This is a genomic window from Streptomyces drozdowiczii, assembly GCF_026167665.1.
In the GTDB taxonomy this organism is placed as follows: domain Bacteria; phylum Actinomycetota; class Actinomycetes; order Streptomycetales; family Streptomycetaceae; genus Streptomyces; species Streptomyces drozdowiczii_A.
On sequence record NZ_CP098740.1, the window covers coordinates 3,461,212 to 3,476,174 of the forward strand.

The window sequence follows — 14,963 nt, forward strand, 5'->3', positions numbered from 1 at the left end:
GAGTGGCAAGACGGCTCCCGGGCCGTGCACCACTTCAGCCCGCGTTCTGCTCTTCGGCCAGAATGCGCCCCAGCGCCTCCTCCAGATTGCCGTCGAAGTCACCCAGCGTGCACTCCTGCCCGAGCGGCACCAGCTTGTCCGTACGGTCGAGGAAGGCGACGAGAGGTGCCGTGCCCGCCCGGAAGAGCGCACGGTCGGCGCCCACCTGCAACCGGATGTGGACATCGCACAGCCCCTCGGGCTCGGTCGGCGCGATGTGGACATCGCCGTCACCACTGGGGCTGTTGAGGCCGTCGAGCAGCAGCTCACGGCCGAAGGCCCAGGTGACGGGGGCGTCGCCGGGCAGATGGAAGGTCATCCGGATCGCGTACGGATCGCACACTTCGTACCGGAGCTCCACCGGGATACGGAATGAGAGCTCCTCGGAGACGAGGAAGCTCATCATGACCTCAGCTTGAACCGACTCGCGCATCGTTCAACCCCGCAGTAGATGAATCTGGCCAGGAATGATCCCCCATGGCCCTATTGACGCCATCGTGGTGCACGCGATAGCAGATCACAAGGAGTGATTTTTCAGATACTGATAGAGAACACGAACGAACGCAAGAGGCTCGACACTTCGCCGCGTAGTCGTTCGACTGCGGGCAGCAACCGATCCTCCTCGTGGAGGGGTACCGAAATGGCCATCGCGGCGGCGGTGAATCCGGCCGTGATGGGGAAGGCCGCGCAGACGGTCCCGAGCGCGTACTCCTGTCGCTCGATGACCGGTTCCGTACGCTCCAGCGACCGCAGCCGGGCGAGGAACGCCGCACGGTCGCGCACCGAGTACCGGGTCAGCGGGCGCACCGGGTGCCGGTCCAGGTGGTCCTCGCGCGCCTTCTCGTCCAGCCGGCTCAGCAGACACTGGCCGATCGCGTGCGCGTGCCCGGTCTCGCGGAACGCCGCCCACTCGTCGACCGCCGGCCGCTCGGGGCTGTCCGCCACGGCGAGGAGCTCGATCTCGCCCTCGCGATAGATGGCGCAGTACACCGGGGCTCCGACGATGTCCCGCCAGCGGCCCAGCGAACGGGCCATGACGCTGCGGCGGCTCTGAGCGGCGCGATCGCCCATCAGCCGTTCGGCGGCGGCGCCGAAGCGGAAGACGCCGTTCTCCCGGCGCAGATACCCCTCGTGGGTCAAGGTCCGCAGCAGGTGGTAGGCGGTGGGAAGGGGAAGCCCCGCTTCCCTCGCGAGCTGTTTGGCCGGGGCCCCGTCGCGATGGGTGCCCACAGCCTCCAGCAGTCTCAGCGCCCGCTGCACCGACCCGATGAGCGTCGGAACAGCCGTACTCGATGCCGCGGTCAACGGTCACCCCCAGGCGTGGTGACGGGCGGTCAGCCCGCCCGTGGGGGCCGCCCCCACAGGTCTGCCGCGGACCCGGGGCGCCGGAGGCCGGATCCCGTACAAACCACTGGTCGGGGAGGTGACTTGCGGTGTTTTCCCAGGCGGTGGCAGAGGACTGTCACTGTATCGGCCGCCCTGTGACCGGGTGCCGATTCGCCTTTCCCTTAGCTCAGCTGGGCTAATCCCCCGTCGGGCGTGCGGTCACCAGCCGTTTCCGGAGGACGACGACATGAACTTCCGTACGAGGAAGACGAGGCCGCCGACCAGGATCACGAAGATCAGGATCTTGAAGAGCAGACCGACCACGAACGCGACCAGGCTGGCGATCAGGCCACCGAACACGACGATCGCGATCACGGGCACCGCGATCCACTTCACCCACCAGGGCATCCCAGCGAATATCTCCCGCACGGCCATCGTCCTTACCTCGTCTCTGTGAGTTCCTGCTTCGATGCTAGAGGCGAAAGAAGGCCGCCGGACCCCGGGAAGCCCTTGTCCTCCCCTGATCGAACCCTTAGGGAACCCTGGGACGCACTGGCCGCGGACTCATCCCTCGGGCGGCGAGAAGACCACCATCACGCGCAGGTCCTCGGTGATGTGGTGGAACTTGTGGGCCGTGCCTGCGGGTACATACACGACACTCCCTCTTCCCACCTGTGTCGTTTCCATGCCGACGGTGATCGAGGCGCGACCGCTGACCACGAAGTAGACCTCGTCCTGGCTGTGCGGCTTCTGCGGGTCGAGGTCGCCGGCGTCCAGCGCGTACAGGCCGACCGACATGTTCCGCTCGCGAAGGAACTGCAGGTAAGCACCGTCGTTGGCGGCCCGTTCCGCCTCCAGCTCGTCCAGCCTGAATGCCTTCATGGACCGTCCGCCCCTTGCCTCGCCCAGCCGGTGTCCGCCACCGATCATGTCTGCCACGATCAGACACATGAAGAATTTCGTAGTCAAGACGATCGCCAACGCGGGTGCGCTGGCCGTGGCCATCTGGCTGGTCCAGGACATCACGCTGACCGGCGGCAGCACCGGCCGCAAGGCCCTGACCCTGGTCCTCGTCGCGCTGGTCTTCGGCCTGGTCAACGTCGTGGTCAAGCCGATCGTGAAGCTGCTCACCCTGCCCCTCTTCATCCTCACGCTGGGACTGATCACCCTCGTGGTGAACGCCCTGATGCTGCTGCTCACCTCGTGGCTGGCCGGGGTGCTCGACCTGAGCTTCCACGTCGAAGGCTTCTGGACCGCCGTCCTCGGTGGCCTGATCATCTCGATCGTGTCCTGGGCGCTGAACGTCGTCCTCCCGGACGAGGACTGATCCGTCCGGCGGGAAGCGACCCGCGTCCACCTGAGACAGTGCGACCAGGACCGGTGACCGGCCGGGGAGAGAAGCGAGGACGAACCATGAGCACCCAGGGCGACGGAACGCGCGCGGTACGCGCGGGACTGCCGGAACCGCAGCAGTACGAGCCCACCCTCCCCGGACCGGTCTTCGCCGCGCACTTCCACCTGTCCGGCGAGCCGACCGGCCCCTACACCTACGGGCGGGACGGCAACCCGACCTGGACCCGGCTGGAACAGGCCATCGGGGAACTCGAGGCACCGGGCGAGGACGTGGAGACCACCGTCTTCGCCTCCGGAATGGCGGCGATCTCGGCCGTCCTGTTCTCCCAGGCGCGTAGCGGCGATGCCGTCGTCCTCCCCGACGACGGCTACCAGGCACTTCCCCTGCTGCGCGAGCAGCTGGAGGCGTACGGGGTCGAGGTGCGGACCGCGCCGACCGGCGGCGACGCCCAGCTCGCCGTCCTGGAGGGCGCGAAGCTCCTGTGGCTGGAGACGCCCTCCAACCCGGGCCTCGACGTCTGCGACGTGCGGCGCCTCGTCGAGGCCGCGCACGCCGGCGGCACGCTGGTCGCCGTCGACAACACCCTCGCCACCCCGCTCGGCCAGCGCCCGCTGGAGCTGGGCGCCGACTTCTCCGTGGCCAGTGACACCAAGGGCATGACGGGCCACGGCGACGTGCTGCTCGGCCATGTGACCTGCCGCAACCCCGAGCTCACGGCCGGAGTGCGGCGCTGGCGCAAGATCGCCGGTGCGATCCCCGGTCCGATGGAGGCATGGCTGGCGCACCGGTCCCTGGCGACGCTGGAGCTGCGGATCGAGCGGCAGTGCGCCAACGCCCTCGTGCTCGCCGAGGTGCTCGCCAAGCACCAGGCCGTCTCCGGGCTGCGCTACCCCGGCCTGCCCACCGACCCCTCGTACGCCAACGCGGTACGCCAGATGCGGCGCTTCGGCTCGGTGGTGTCGTTCGTGCTCGCCGACCGGGAAACCGCGGAGCGCTTCCTTGCCGCCCTGCGGCTGGTCGAGGACGCCACCAGCTTCGGAGGCGTACGCTCCACCGCCGAGCGCCGGGGCCGCTGGGGCGGCGATTCCGTACCGGAAGGCTTCATCCGCTTCTCCGTCGGCGCCGAGAACCCCGCCGACCTGGTGGCCGATGTCGAACAGGCGCTGGCCGCGGCCACCGCGGGGAGCTGATCCCGCCGCGCGGTACGGCGGTCCGAGCCTCCCCCCTCGTGGCTCGGACCGCCCCGGCCCTCCGTGTTCTCCTTGTGAAGAGCCGCCTCGACAAGGCTAGTTGACTCTGCGTCAGTGTCCAATCACAGTAGCGACAGCGACCTATCGACATATTTATAGTTGTCGGGGGTCCAATCGGATACGTCACTGTGTGAGGGCGGGAGGGACGAGACGTGGATCTGGCCCTGCTGCGCACCTTCGTCACGGTCCACCGGGCCGGCTCGTTCACCCGCGCCGCCGCGCTGCTGGGCCTCTCGCAGCCCGCCGTGACCTCCCAGATACGCACCCTGGAACGGCAGCTCGGCCGCCCGCTGTTCCTGCGCAGGGCCCGGGGCGTGACCCCGACGACCATCGGCGACGAACTCGCGCACCGGGCCGCTCCGCACCTGGACGCGCTGGTCGAGATCGCCGAGACCGACCTCGACGAGGAGTCGGGCGTACGGACCCTGCATCTGGCGGGACCGCCGGAATTCCTCTCCCTGCGCGTCCTGCCCGCGCTCACACCGCTGATCGCCCAGGGCCTCGCGCTGCGCGGGTCGTTCTCCGCCGACACGGACGAGGCCCTGGAGGGCCTGGCCGCCGGTCACCACGACCTGGCCGTCGTGACGGCACGACCGCGCGGGGAACTGCTCACCGCCACCCCGCTCTGCGACGAGGAGCACGTCCTGGTCGCCTCTCCGCGCTGGGCCGGCCGGCTGGGGCCCGGCACGCTGCGACGCAACGGCCCCGTGGTCCTGGAGCAGCTGCCCGTGGTGGAGGTGCACGAAAGCCTGCCGCTCGTCTCCCGCTACTGGGCCGCCGTCTTCGACAGTGCGCCCGCGGCCGCCGGCGCCGTCATCGCCCCGGACCTGCGGGCGGTCCTGGAGTGCGCGGCCGCCGGTGCCGGGCTCGCCGTGCTGCCGCGCTATCTGTGCGAGGACGCGTTGGAACGAGGCGAGGTGGTGGCGCTCCTCGATCCTCCGGTCCCGCCCCTGCGCACGTACTTCCTGGCCGCGCGGACCGGCACGCTCGCGCTTCCGCATCTCGCCCGGGCGCACGAATGGCTGCTGCGGGCGGCGGCCGACTGGTGACCGCAGGAGCGCCCGACAGCGTCCCGGTGTTTCAGAACGGGTCCCGTGGGCCACGCTTCAGCCATGACCGAACGTCCTGTGGTCAAGCGCACCGCACGCGCCATCCTCCTCGACGGTGACGACCTCATCCTCATCAAGCGCACCAAGCCCGGGGTGGACCCGTACTGGCTCACGCCGGGTGGCGGGGTCGAGCCCGAGGACGCCACCGTGGTCGACGCCCTGCACCGCGAGGTGGACGAGGAGCTGGGCGCCAAGATCACCGACGTGGTGCCCTGCTTCGTCGACACCGTGGAACACATCGAGGAGGGCGGAGTGAAGGGCGTCAAGGTCCAGCACTTCTTCGTCTGCCGCCTCGACTCCATGGACCTGTCCCTGCGCCACGGCCCCGAGATCGACGCCCCCTGCGGCGAGTACGACGTCGTACGCGTGCCCTTCAGCCGGGTCGGGATCGCAGCGGTGCACCTCGTGCCGCTGTCGTTGCGGCACTACCTGGACGGCAATATCGAGGGAGTCCGGGCCCTGCACGCCGCCGACCTGGGCTGACGCACCGGCCGGCCCGTACGGTGTCGGCTCTCGCGTCAGTGCCGGCCGGCTCGCACGGTGCCGGTTCTCGCGCCTGCGCGTGTTTCACGTGAAACCGTTCGCGGCCGAGGTCCCGGCCCAATTTTCGCTGCGGGACCGGGCCAGTTCCGGTAAAGCGGTGGACGGGCGATCATCGGTCGGAGAGCCTGGCCCGTATGCCCAGCTCATTGCCCCGCCCGCTGTCCGATCTCCCCATCCGGCGCCTCACTCGGGACGACCTGGTCGTCTGCGCCGATCTCAGCGAGGACCGGGGCTGGCCTCGCGACGAGGAGCGCTGGACGCTGCTGCTCGCCGCCGGCACGGGCTACGGCATCGATGACCCCGACAGCAAGGGCCTGATGGCGTCCTGTGTGGTGGTCTCGTACGGCTCCGAGCTGGCCGCCGTCGGCATGCTGCTCGTCGCCGGGCGCCATGCCCGGCGCGGAGTCGGCCGGTATCTGATGCAGCGGGTGATCGAGGCTGCCGGGGACACCCCGCTCAGCCTCCATGCGACAGCCTCGGGCCGCCCTCTTTACGAAGAACTCGGATTCGCGCCGGTGGGGCGGACCGTCCGGCTGAGCGGGACCTTCCGGCCGGCTGCGGGAGCCGGGCCGAAGCCTTTCGGCGGCTCCGGGGCTGTCATCCGGTCTGCTTCCGCCCACGACCTGCGGGCTGTGGTGCAGCTGGACTCGGTCGTCTTCGGGCTCGACCGCACGCATCTGCTGACCCGGCTCCCGACGTTCGCCGACCACCTGCGGGTCGCCGAGGAGGATGGGGAGCTGACCGGGTTCGCCGCGCTCTCGCCGAGCGCGGCGAACCATGCGGTCGGGCCGCTGATCGCCAAGGACACCGCCACGGCGCAGCTGCTCGTGGCCTCACTGGCCGAGGCGACGGACCGACCGCTGCGGGTGGACGTCGACGCCCGCCACGAGGACCTGCTGGGCTGGCTCGGGCGCTGTGGGCTGCGGTCGGACACCGAGACCACGGTGATGACGCTCGGCGGGCGGCAGCACGCGGACTGGCCTCGGTACTTCGCCCCCTTCAGCCTCGCCACGGGCTGATCCTGTGCATCAGCTCCGGGGTTCGGGAACCGCTGCCTGCTCCGGGGCGTGCGTGGCGACGAGGCGGCTCGGTGCGGTCGTACGGCGCTCCAGCGCGCTGGAGGCGAAGGCGAGGAGCAGCGCCGATGCGGCGAGCGCCGCGCCGACCCAGTTGGGGGCTGTGTAGCCGAGACCGGCACCGATGACGAGCCCGCCGAGCCAGGCCGCGAGCGCGTTGCCGAGGTTGAAGGCACCGATGTTCATCGCTGAGGCCAGCGTCGGGGCGTCCACCGCCTGGTCGAGCACCCGCTTCTGGAGCGGGGGCACGGTCGCGAAGCCGAAGGCGCCGATGAGGACGAGGGTGACCGCCGCCGCGACCTTGTGGTGGGAGGTCACGGTGAAGAGGGCCAGGACCAGGGCGAGGCCGCCCAGCGACACGGCGAGCATGAGCGTGGGGCGGCGGTCGGCGTACCTGCCGCCGATCAGGTTGCCGCCGACCATGCCGAGACCGAAGAGGACCAGCAGCCAGGTGACGGCGGAGGTCGAGTAACCGGCGGTCTCCGTCATCATCGGCGTGATGTAGGTGATCGCCGCGAAGACGCCACCGAATCCGAGGACCGTCATCGCCATGGCGAGCAGGACCTGCACATTACGGAAGGCGGCGACTTCCTGCCGCAGCCTGACACCCTCGGCGCGGGGCTGTTCGGGAACGAGCCGGGCGACGCCGAGCAGACCGAGCACGCCGAGCGCGGCAACGAGGGAGAACGTGACCCGCCAGCCGGCGTGCTGCCCGACGTAGGTGCCCACCGGCACCCCGACGACGTTGGCGACGGTGAGTCCGGTGAACATCAGGGCGATGGCACCCGCCTTCTTCTGCGGGGCGACCAGATCGGCCGCCACGACCGCTCCGATGCCGAAGAAGGCACCGTGGGCGAGCGAGGCGATCACACGGCCGACGACCATCACTTCGAAGACGGGGGCGGCCGCGGTGACCACATTGCCGACGATGAACAGGCCCATGAGGATCATCAGCATCCGCTTGCGGCTGATTCTCGTACCGAGCGCGGTCATCAGCGGCGCCCCGAGCACGACGCCGAGCGCGTAGCCAGTGGCCAGGAAGCCGGCGGCCGGGATGGACACCTGGAACTCGGCGGCCACCTCGGGAAGCAGCCCCATGACCACGAACTCGGTGGTCCCGATACCGAATGCCCCGATGGCCAGGGCGAGGAGTGCGAGCGGCATGGGTTCCCTTCCCAGAAGATTGCTACTGCCCTTTACATGCGTAGACAATAATTGCAGACGCTCTTTAATTGCAAGCGCTGGCTATTGCGCACGTCGGCTACTCTGGACGTAAGCAGCTCCGGCACGGAGGAGAGACCATGACAGCCACGGACCCGGCCCTGACCGCCCTCTCGCAGGGCTGGATCGCGCTGTCCCTGCTCCACGGCAGGATCGAGACCCGCATCGAACGGGCTCTGCAGAGCGGCCACGATCTGAGCGTGCGCGAGTACTCCCTGCTGGACGTGCTCAGCCGACAGCACAGCGGCCCGGGCGGACACCTGCAGATGAAGCAGGTGGCGGACGCCGTCGGACTGAGCCAGAGCGCCACGACGCGCCTGGTCACCCGCCTCGAAGACCGCGGGCTGCTGACCCGGTACCTCTGCGACACCGACCGCAGAGGCATCTACACCGACGTCACCCCCGACGGGCTCACTCTGCTCTCCGAGGCCCGCCCCACCAACGACCGCGCTCTGCGCATCGCGCTCGACGAAGCCGCCGAGAATCCCGAACTGGCCCCGCTCGTCCGAGCCGTCGAGGAACTGAAGGCCGTTCCCGCCTAGGGCCTGTCGACTGCGTAGGCTGCGGATCATGAGCGATCTGGAGATACGCCGCGCGACCGCTGACGATCTGGCCGAGATCGTGGCCCTGCTCGCCGACGACCCGCTGGGCGCCCAGCGCGAGTCACCGGAGGACCTCGCGCCCTATCGAGCGGCGCTCCGCCGACTGGCCGACGACCCGAATCAGCACATGATGGTCGCCGTGCGCGAGGAGCGCGTCGTCGGGACCCTGCAGCTGACCGTGATCCCGGGGCTGTCCCGGCGCGGTTCGACCCGGTCCGTGATCGAAGGTGTCCGCATCCACGCCGACGAACGGGGAAGCGGTCTCGGCACCCGGCTGATCCAGTGGGCGGTGGACGAATCACGCCGGCAGGGCTGCCAACTCGTCCAGCTCACTTCCGACGTGTCCCGCACCGACGCGCACCGCTTCTACGAGCGGCTGGGGTTCATCGCCAGCCATGTGGGCTTCAAGCTCGCCCTCTGACCCGCCTGCCGCGTTCCCGAGGAGCCGACGTGCAACGCATCAGCGACGAACAGCGCCGCACCCGGATCGTCCGCCGCCATCTGCTGGCCCCCAACGAACGGGTCTCGTCGCCCGTCGCGGTGGCCGACGCCGTCGTCGCGCTCCACGCGACCGACGCCGCCACCGTCTTCCTCTCGGCCTGCGCCAGACTCGCCGAGCCGGACGTGGCAGCGGTGGAGCGGTCGCTCTACGAGGACGTCTCCCTGGTGCGGATGCTCTCCATGCGCAACACCCTTTTCGTCGTGTCGGCCGAGATGGCCCCGCACGTCGAGGCGGCGAACGCGCGCGCTGTGGCCGCCAAGGAGCGCCGCAACCTGGTCAAGCATCTCCGCGAGGACGGCCACGGCCTGGACGAGCGCTGGCTCGACGAGACCGAGAAAAGCGCCCTCGCCTTCCTGGCCGGCAGCGGCCCCGTCTCGGGCAGCGAACTCGCCGCCGGGGTGGCCGCCCTTCGCACCAAGATCACCGTCTTCCCGGGGAAGAAGCAGGAAACGGTCCAGGGCGTCGCGACCCGGGTGATCCGGGTGCTGGCCGCCGAGGGCCGGATCCGCAGGGACCGGCCACGGGGCTCCTGGACCTCCAGCCAGTTCCGCTGGGCCCTGGCCCGCCCCCGGCCGGCCGAGGAGACCGCTCCGGCCCAGGCGGAACTGGCCCTGCGCTGGCTCCGGGCATACGGCCCGGGCACCGAAGCCGACCTGAAGTGGTGGACCGGCTGGGGCACCCGTGAGGTCCGTACCGCTCTCGCGGCGGTCGGAGCCGTGGAGGTGCTGCTCGACAACGGGGCGCCGGCCTGGGTCGCCCCCGGGGACACAGAGCCCGAGCCCGTCCAGGCCCCTGGGCGGCCCTGCTCCCCGGGCTGGACCCGAGCGGCATGGGCTGGGCGGACCGCGGCTTCCATCTGCCTGCCGAGCACCGGGCAGCCCTCTTCGACCGCTCGGGCAACATCGGCCCCACGGTGTGGTGGGACGGCCGGATCGTAGGCGGCTGGGCCCAGCGAGACGACGGTGAGCTCACCTGGCGGCTGCTCACCGATCCGGGCCGGGAGGCCAAGGCGGCGATCGAGGCCGAGGCGGCCCGGCTGGCCGGCTGGGTGGGGGAAGCCCGGATCACCCCGCGCTTCCGGACCCCTCTGGAACGGGAGTTGGCGGCCTGAGCGGCGGTGCTGCCCGTTTCACGTGAAACAAGGCAGCACCGCTTCCGTGCGCTGCGCTCAGTCCCCCAGACCGCGCCACCCTGCCTCGTCAACGCCGCCGGGCACCGCTGCCGCGGGGTCGTACGGCTCACGCGTGAAGACGAAGGACCCCAGATCGAGGTGGTTCACGCTGCCGTCCGGGTTCCGCACGATCCGCAGCGTCTCCCCCGCGTAGTAGCCGTCCAGGCCGACCCAGGTTCCGTCGGGGCGCGCCGTGAAGCGGGCCCCCCGGCCCTGGCCGTTGACCGGCCGCAGCTCCAGTCCGCGATCGGCGTGCAGCGTCAGGATGTTGGGGCGTGTGGCCCAGTACCAGAGCCCGGTCAGGGCGAGGAGTTCCGCGTCCACCTCGGGCAGCGGGCGCCACGGCTCGGGGATGCGCGGCTCGGCCTCGGCGACGATGTCCACGAGGTCTGCGGCCACCTCGCCGATCGCGACCCCTGATGTCGCGTTGACGAGCACCACAGCCGTCACGTCGTCCTCGGTGCTGACCCAGAGGGCGGCCAGGAACCCGGGAAGCGAGCCGGTATGCCCGATGAAGGTACGGCCCTTGCGCCGGACCAGTTGCAGTCCCAGGCCGTAGTGATCGACCCACTCACCGGGCGCGGGAGCGGCCGACGGCTGCTTCATCTCCTCCACGGAGGCCGCGCCGAGCACCCGGTCGTCGCCCTCGGCCAGGAAGGCCGCGAAGCGGAGCAGATCCGCGGTCGTGGACCAGAGCTGTCCGGCGGGCGCCATGAGGCCCAGGTCCTCCGCCGGTTCGGGGAGCAGGGCGTCCGCCCAGGGATGCACCGCCCAGCCGCCGGCGTGCGGAGCCTGGGGGAGCGAGCTGGTCCGGTGCAGGCCGAGGGGTTCCAGCACCTCGCGGCGCAGCACCTCTTCCCAGGAAGCACCGCGCACGGCCTCGACCAGCGAACCGAGCAGCGTATAGCCCGGGTTGGAGTAGTGGTGCCGGTTGCCGGGCGGATGCATCGCGACCTGCTCATCGAGCACGTCCGCGAGCGTGGGCCGCAAGCTGCCGGGGGTCCGCTCCCACCAGGGCGCGGTCGTCTCGGCGCCGAGCCCCGCGCTGTGGCCGAGCAGCTGATGAATGGTCACGTCCCCCGCGCCGGTGCCGGGCAGGTGCTTCTCCAGGGGATCCGCCAGGTCGAGCAGCCCTTCGTCACGCAGCCGCATCACCAGGACGGCGGTGAAGGTCTTGGTGAGGGACCCGATCCTGAATTGCGTCTCGGAGTCCGGGGCATGGCCGTCGACACAGCTGCGCGCACCCTCCCAGACCACCTGCCCCTGCCGTTGTACGGCGGCGACCAGAGAGGGGGTTCGCCCTTCGGCCTGAGCCGTGGCGACGCGGTGCAGCAGGGCCCGCCGGGTACCGGGAAGCAACTGTTCAGCTGGAGAAGTCATCGTCAACAACTACCGTCCGCCCCGACGGATGGCGACTCCATTTCCCGGCCCGGTACCGGTCAGGTCTGCGCCATGTCCACGAAGCGGGAGTAGTGGCCCTGGAAGGCGACGGTGATCGTCGCCGTGGGGCCGTTTCGGTGCTTGGCCACGATCAGGTCCGCCTCGCCGGCGCGCGGCGACTCCTTCTCGTACGCGTCCTCACGGTGCAGCAGGATCACCATGTCGGCGTCCTGCTCGATGGAGCCGGACTCACGGAGGTCGGAGACCATCGGCTTCTTGTCCGTGCGCTGCTCGGGGCCACGGTTCAGCTGGGAGAGCGCGATGACCGGGAGCTGCAGCTCCTTGGCCAGGAGCTTGAGGTTTCGCGACATGTCGGAGACCTCCTGCTGGCGGCTCTCGGCGCGCTTCGAACCGCCGGACTGCATCAGCTGGAGATAGTCGATGACCACCAGCTTGAGGTCGTTGCGCTGCTTGAGGCGACGGCACTTCGCCCGGATCTCCATCATGGAGAGGTTGGGGGAGTCGTCGATGTAGAGCGGGGCCGCGGAGACGTCGGGCATCCGCCGGGCCAGCCGCGTCCAGTCCTCGTCGGTCATCGTGCCGGAGCGCATGTGGTGCAGGGCCACCCGCGCCTCGGCGGACAGCAGACGCATCGCGATCTCGTTCCGCCCCATTTCCAGGGAGAAGATCACGCTGGGCATGTTGCTCTTGATCGAGCAGGCACGGGCGAAGTCCAGGGCGAGGGTCGACTTACCCATGGCGGGACGGGCCGCGATGACGACCATCTGGCCGGGGTGCAGACCGTTGGTCAGGGCGTCGAGATCGGTGAACCCGGTGGGCACGCCCGTCATCTCGCCGCTGCGGGACCCGATCGCCTCGATCTCGTCGAGGGCGCCTTCCATGATGTCGCCGAGCGGCAGGTAGTCCTCGCTGGTCCGCTGCTCGGTGACGGCGTAGATCTCCGCCTGGGCCGAGTTCACGATGTCGTCGACATCGCCGTCGGCCGCGTATCCCATCTGCGTGATCTTCGTACCGGCTTCCACGAGCCGCCGCAGAACCGCGCGTTCGTGGACGATCTCCGCGTAGTACGAGGCGTTGGCCGCCGTCGGCACGGACTGGACCAGGGTGTGCAGATACGGCGCCCCGCCCACCTTGGTGATCTCGCCGCGCTTGACCAGCTCGGCGGCCACGGTGATCGGGTCGGCCGGCTCACCCTTGGCGTAGAGGTCGAGGATCGCCTGATAGACGGTCTCGTGCGCGGGACGGTAGAAGTCGTGGCCCTTGATGATCTCCACGACGTCGGCGATGGCGTCCTTGGACAGGAGCATGCCGCCGAGCACGGACTGCTCCGCGTCCAGGTCCTGGGGCGGCACCCGCTCGAAGCCCGGTGAACCGCCTTCCCAGTCATGGGACTCCCGGCTGCGGTCATGGCGGTCGCCACGGTCCCGGTCCTCACCCCGGCGCTGGCGGGATACGGGCAGCCGGTCACTGGGGCCGGTGTCCGCCCAGGGGTCGTCCAGGGGTTCGGGAATGCTCACCCGGCCACCTCCTCCCGTCCGCTCCGCGGACCTAGCCGTGCTCCTCTTTCTTACGGCACGGCACCGACAAACAAGAGCCCCGACTCCGGTTCCGGTGTGTCGAGTTCTGCGGTCTCGCAGAGCCGAAACAGGGTGGGGGCGCCGGACTACGGTAGGCGGCTCGGCACCGTCAGCCAATCTGGTTATCCACAGGCCCTGTGGACGAGCGACCAGATGCTGTGGAGAACCCCCCGGAACCTGTGCACGGACCGGGGGACAGCACTGTGGACAAACTCATAGGCCACCTGCAAATACCGCCGTGACCTGCACTTTTCCCATCCACCGGCTGTGGGGGAGAAAAAGTTGAACGGTCGGGGCGAGATCATCGCGTGTCCGGTGCAAGAGTTGCCCACAGGCAAGAAAATGTAAGGACCCAGAGCCGATTGCATCTCTTACCTGTGGAAGATTAGATTGACTGCCATGATCCAGCCACCGGGAACCCCGTCTTCCCGCCGCCGACGGCACGACCGCGAGATCATCGCGCTCGCCGTCCCGGCCTTCGGCGCGCTCGTGGCCGAGCCGCTGTTCGTGATGGTCGACAGCGCGATCGTCGGCCATCTCGGCACCCCCCAGCTGGCAGGACTGGCGGTCGCCGCCGCCCTTCTGACGACCGCGGTGAGCATCTTCGTCTTCCTCGCGTACGCCACCACGGCAGCGGTCGCCCGCCGGGTGGGCGCCGGCGATCTGGCCTCGGCGATCCGGCAGGGCATGGACGGCATCTGGCTGGCTCTCCTGCTCGGCCTCGCCGTCATCGCCCTGACGCTCCCCCTGGCTCCCTGGCTCGTCGACGTGTTCGGCGCCTCCTCCACCGCGGCGCCCCACGCCATCACCTATCTCCGGATCTCCAGCCTCGGCATCCCCGCGATGCTGGTGGTGCTGGCCGCGACCGGCGTGCTCCGGGGCCTCCAGGACACCCGCACCCCGCTCTACGTCGCCATCGGCGGTTTCGCCGCCAACGCGGCCCTCAACGCCGGCCTCGTATACGGCGCCGGTCTGGGCATCGCCGGATCGGCCTGGGGCACCGTCATCGCCCAGCTCGCGATGGCCGTCGCATATCTGGTCGTCGTCGTGCGGGGCGCCCGGCGCCACGGCGCGTCGCTGCGCCCGGACGCCGCGGGCATCAGGGCCTGCGCCCAGGCGGGTGCGCCCCTCCTGGTCCGGACGCTGTCGCTGCGGGCCGTCCTGCTCATCGCCACCGCGGTCGCCGCCCGGCTCGGCGACACCGATATCGCCGCCCATCAGATCGTCCTCTCCCTGTGGAGCCTGATGGCCTTCGCCCTGGACGCCATCGCCATCGCCGGGCAGGCCATCATCGGGCGATACCTGGGTGCGGACGACGCGCAGGGCGCACGCGAGGCATGCCGCCGGATGGTGGAGTGGGGGATCGCGTCCGGTGTGGTCCTGGGCGTACTGATCGTCCTGGCCCGCCCGCTCTTCGTCCCGCTGTTCACCAGCGACACGGCGGTCCAGGATGCGCTGCTGCCCGCCCTCCTGGTGGTGGCGGCCACCCAGCCGATCGCCGGCGTCGTCTTCGTCCTGGACGGCGTGCTCATGGGCGCCGGCGACGGGCCGTACCTTGCGTGGGCCATGCTCGTGACGCTGGCCGTCTTCGCTCCTGCGGCGCTCCTGGTCCCCACCCTGGGCGGCGGGCTCGGCGCCCTGTGGGGCGCGATGGCGCTGATGATGATCGTCCGGATGGCGACGCTATGGCTCCGTACCCGCTCGGGAAAGTGGCTGGTCACCGGCGCGACCCGCTGACGACCCCGGCATGTTTCACGTGAAACGGCGAAGGGCCGCACCCCGGAGGGTGCGG

The 14,963-nt window shown here is 70.1% G+C and carries 15 protein-coding genes and 1 pseudogene; 9 read left to right on the top strand and 7 right to left on the bottom strand.

Annotated features, from left to right (window positions below; all coding sequences use genetic code 11):
• Positions 1-34 precede the first annotated feature (34 nt).
• The 4 genes from NEH16_RS15680 to NEH16_RS15695 all read right to left on the bottom strand — a co-directional run bounded on the left by NEH16_RS15680 (position 35) and on the right by NEH16_RS15695 (position 2,247).
• Positions 35-472 (bottom strand): SsgA family sporulation/cell division regulator, encoded by a 438-nt coding sequence (locus tag NEH16_RS15680; RefSeq protein WP_018101854.1) that lies wholly within the window; start codon positions 470-472, stop codon positions 35-37.
• Positions 473-573: 101 nt separating this feature from the next.
• Complete coding sequence (locus tag NEH16_RS15685) at positions 574-1,344, bottom strand: IclR family transcriptional regulator (RefSeq protein WP_276104182.1); 771 nt, start codon at positions 1,342-1,344, stop codon at positions 574-576.
• Positions 1,345-1,584: 240 nt separating this feature from the next.
• The gene (locus NEH16_RS15690) at positions 1,585-1,800 is read right to left on the bottom strand and encodes a DUF5326 family protein (RefSeq protein ID WP_073966685.1); all 216 of its coding nucleotides are present in this window, start codon (positions 1,798-1,800) and stop codon (positions 1,585-1,587) included.
• A gap of 129 nt (positions 1,801-1,929) precedes the next feature.
• A complete protein-coding gene (locus tag NEH16_RS15695; protein WP_073966684.1) occupies positions 1,930-2,247 on the bottom strand; it encodes a cupin domain-containing protein in 318 nt (105 codons plus the stop codon).
• Positions 2,248-2,314: 67 nt separating this feature from the next.
• Between NEH16_RS15695 and NEH16_RS15700 the strand changes: the two genes are divergently transcribed.
• The 5 genes from NEH16_RS15700 to NEH16_RS15720 all read left to right on the top strand — a co-directional run bounded on the left by NEH16_RS15700 (position 2,315) and on the right by NEH16_RS15720 (position 6,640).
• The gene (locus NEH16_RS15700) at positions 2,315-2,692 is read left to right on the top strand and encodes a phage holin family protein (RefSeq protein ID WP_073966683.1); all 378 of its coding nucleotides are present in this window, start codon (positions 2,315-2,317) and stop codon (positions 2,690-2,692) included.
• Between the two features lie 86 nt (positions 2,693-2,778).
• On the top strand, positions 2,779-3,909 hold the full coding sequence (locus tag NEH16_RS15705) for a cystathionine gamma-lyase (RefSeq protein ID WP_265542996.1): 1,131 nt from the start codon (positions 2,779-2,781) through the stop codon (positions 3,907-3,909).
• A gap of 212 nt (positions 3,910-4,121) precedes the next feature.
• A complete protein-coding gene (locus NEH16_RS15710) occupies positions 4,122-5,018 on the top strand; it encodes a LysR family transcriptional regulator (protein WP_265542998.1) in 897 nt (298 codons plus the stop codon).
• 63 nt (positions 5,019-5,081) lie between these two features.
• Positions 5,082-5,561 (top strand): NUDIX domain-containing protein, encoded by a 480-nt coding sequence (locus NEH16_RS15715; RefSeq protein ID WP_073966680.1) that lies wholly within the window; start codon positions 5,082-5,084, stop codon positions 5,559-5,561.
• Positions 5,562-5,755: 194 nt separating this feature from the next.
• Positions 5,756-6,640 (top strand): GNAT family N-acetyltransferase, encoded by an 885-nt coding sequence (locus tag NEH16_RS15720; protein ID WP_265543000.1) that lies wholly within the window; start codon positions 5,756-5,758, stop codon positions 6,638-6,640.
• A gap of 9 nt (positions 6,641-6,649) precedes the next feature.
• On the opposite strand, the gene NEH16_RS15725 is transcribed toward NEH16_RS15720, so the two are convergent.
• The gene (locus tag NEH16_RS15725) at positions 6,650-7,861 is read right to left on the bottom strand and encodes an MFS transporter (protein WP_073966678.1); all 1,212 of its coding nucleotides are present in this window, start codon (positions 7,859-7,861) and stop codon (positions 6,650-6,652) included.
• A 137-nt stretch (positions 7,862-7,998) separates the two neighbouring features.
• Here NEH16_RS15725 and NEH16_RS15730 point away from each other — a divergent pair, with 137 nt between their 5' ends.
• From NEH16_RS15730 to NEH16_RS15740, 3 genes and pseudogenes are all read left to right on the top strand, one after another.
• Positions 7,999-8,460: a MarR family winged helix-turn-helix transcriptional regulator gene (locus NEH16_RS15730; protein ID WP_073966677.1), complete on the top strand. Its 462-nt coding sequence runs from the start codon at positions 7,999-8,001 to the stop codon at positions 8,458-8,460.
• Positions 8,461-8,488: 28 nt separating this feature from the next.
• A complete protein-coding gene (locus tag NEH16_RS15735) occupies positions 8,489-8,941 on the top strand; it encodes a GNAT family N-acetyltransferase (protein ID WP_073966676.1) in 453 nt (150 codons plus the stop codon).
• Positions 8,942-8,970: 29 nt separating this feature from the next.
• Positions 8,971-10,133 (top strand): annotated as a pseudogene (locus NEH16_RS15740) (winged helix DNA-binding domain-containing protein).
• Positions 10,134-10,190: 57 nt separating this feature from the next.
• On the opposite strand, the gene NEH16_RS15745 reads toward NEH16_RS15740, so the two are convergent.
• Both NEH16_RS15745 and dnaB read right to left on the bottom strand, forming a co-directional pair.
• Entirely contained in the window at positions 10,191-11,573 is a 1,383-nt protein-coding gene (locus NEH16_RS15745; protein WP_265543004.1) for a serine hydrolase domain-containing protein, read from the bottom strand.
• Between the two features lie 59 nt (positions 11,574-11,632).
• The gene (dnaB, locus tag NEH16_RS15750; protein WP_199879121.1) at positions 11,633-13,093 is read right to left on the bottom strand and encodes a replicative DNA helicase; all 1,461 of its coding nucleotides are present in this window, start codon (positions 13,091-13,093) and stop codon (positions 11,633-11,635) included.
• Between the two features lie 477 nt (positions 13,094-13,570).
• Between dnaB and NEH16_RS15755 the strand changes: the two genes are divergently transcribed.
• On the top strand, positions 13,571-14,908 hold the full coding sequence (locus NEH16_RS15755) for an MATE family efflux transporter (protein ID WP_265543006.1): 1,338 nt from the start codon (positions 13,571-13,573) through the stop codon (positions 14,906-14,908).
• The last annotated feature ends 55 nt before the right edge of the window (positions 14,909-14,963 follow it).

Excerpts from the sequence above, each read along its gene's own strand:
- NEH16_RS15705 (WP_265542996.1), top strand. The coding sequence starts at position 2,779 with ATGAGCACCCAGGGCGACGGAACGCGCGCGGTACGCGCGGGACTGCCG.
- NEH16_RS15745 (WP_265543004.1), bottom strand. The coding sequence starts at position 11,573 with ATGACTTCTCCAGCTGAACAGTTGCTTCCCGGTACCCGGCGGGCCCTG.
- NEH16_RS15720 (WP_265543000.1), top strand. The coding sequence starts at position 5,756 with ATGCCCAGCTCATTGCCCCGCCCGCTGTCCGATCTCCCCATCCGGCGC.
- NEH16_RS15700 (WP_073966683.1), top strand. The coding sequence starts at position 2,315 with ATGAAGAATTTCGTAGTCAAGACGATCGCCAACGCGGGTGCGCTGGCC.
- NEH16_RS15725 (WP_073966678.1), bottom strand. The coding sequence starts at position 7,861 with ATGCCGCTCGCACTCCTCGCCCTGGCCATCGGGGCATTCGGTATCGGG.
- NEH16_RS15715 (WP_073966680.1), top strand. The coding sequence starts at position 5,082 with ATGACCGAACGTCCTGTGGTCAAGCGCACCGCACGCGCCATCCTCCTC.
- NEH16_RS15730 (WP_073966677.1), top strand. The coding sequence starts at position 7,999 with ATGACAGCCACGGACCCGGCCCTGACCGCCCTCTCGCAGGGCTGGATC.
- NEH16_RS15695 (WP_073966684.1), bottom strand. The coding sequence starts at position 2,247 with ATGAAGGCATTCAGGCTGGACGAGCTGGAGGCGGAACGGGCCGCCAAC.
- NEH16_RS15735 (WP_073966676.1), top strand. The coding sequence starts at position 8,489 with ATGAGCGATCTGGAGATACGCCGCGCGACCGCTGACGATCTGGCCGAG.
- NEH16_RS15755 (WP_265543006.1), top strand. The coding sequence starts at position 13,571 with ATGATCCAGCCACCGGGAACCCCGTCTTCCCGCCGCCGACGGCACGAC.
- NEH16_RS15690 (WP_073966685.1), bottom strand. The coding sequence starts at position 1,800 with ATGGCCGTGCGGGAGATATTCGCTGGGATGCCCTGGTGGGTGAAGTGG.
- NEH16_RS15680 (WP_018101854.1), bottom strand. The coding sequence starts at position 472 with ATGCGCGAGTCGGTTCAAGCTGAGGTCATGATGAGCTTCCTCGTCTCC.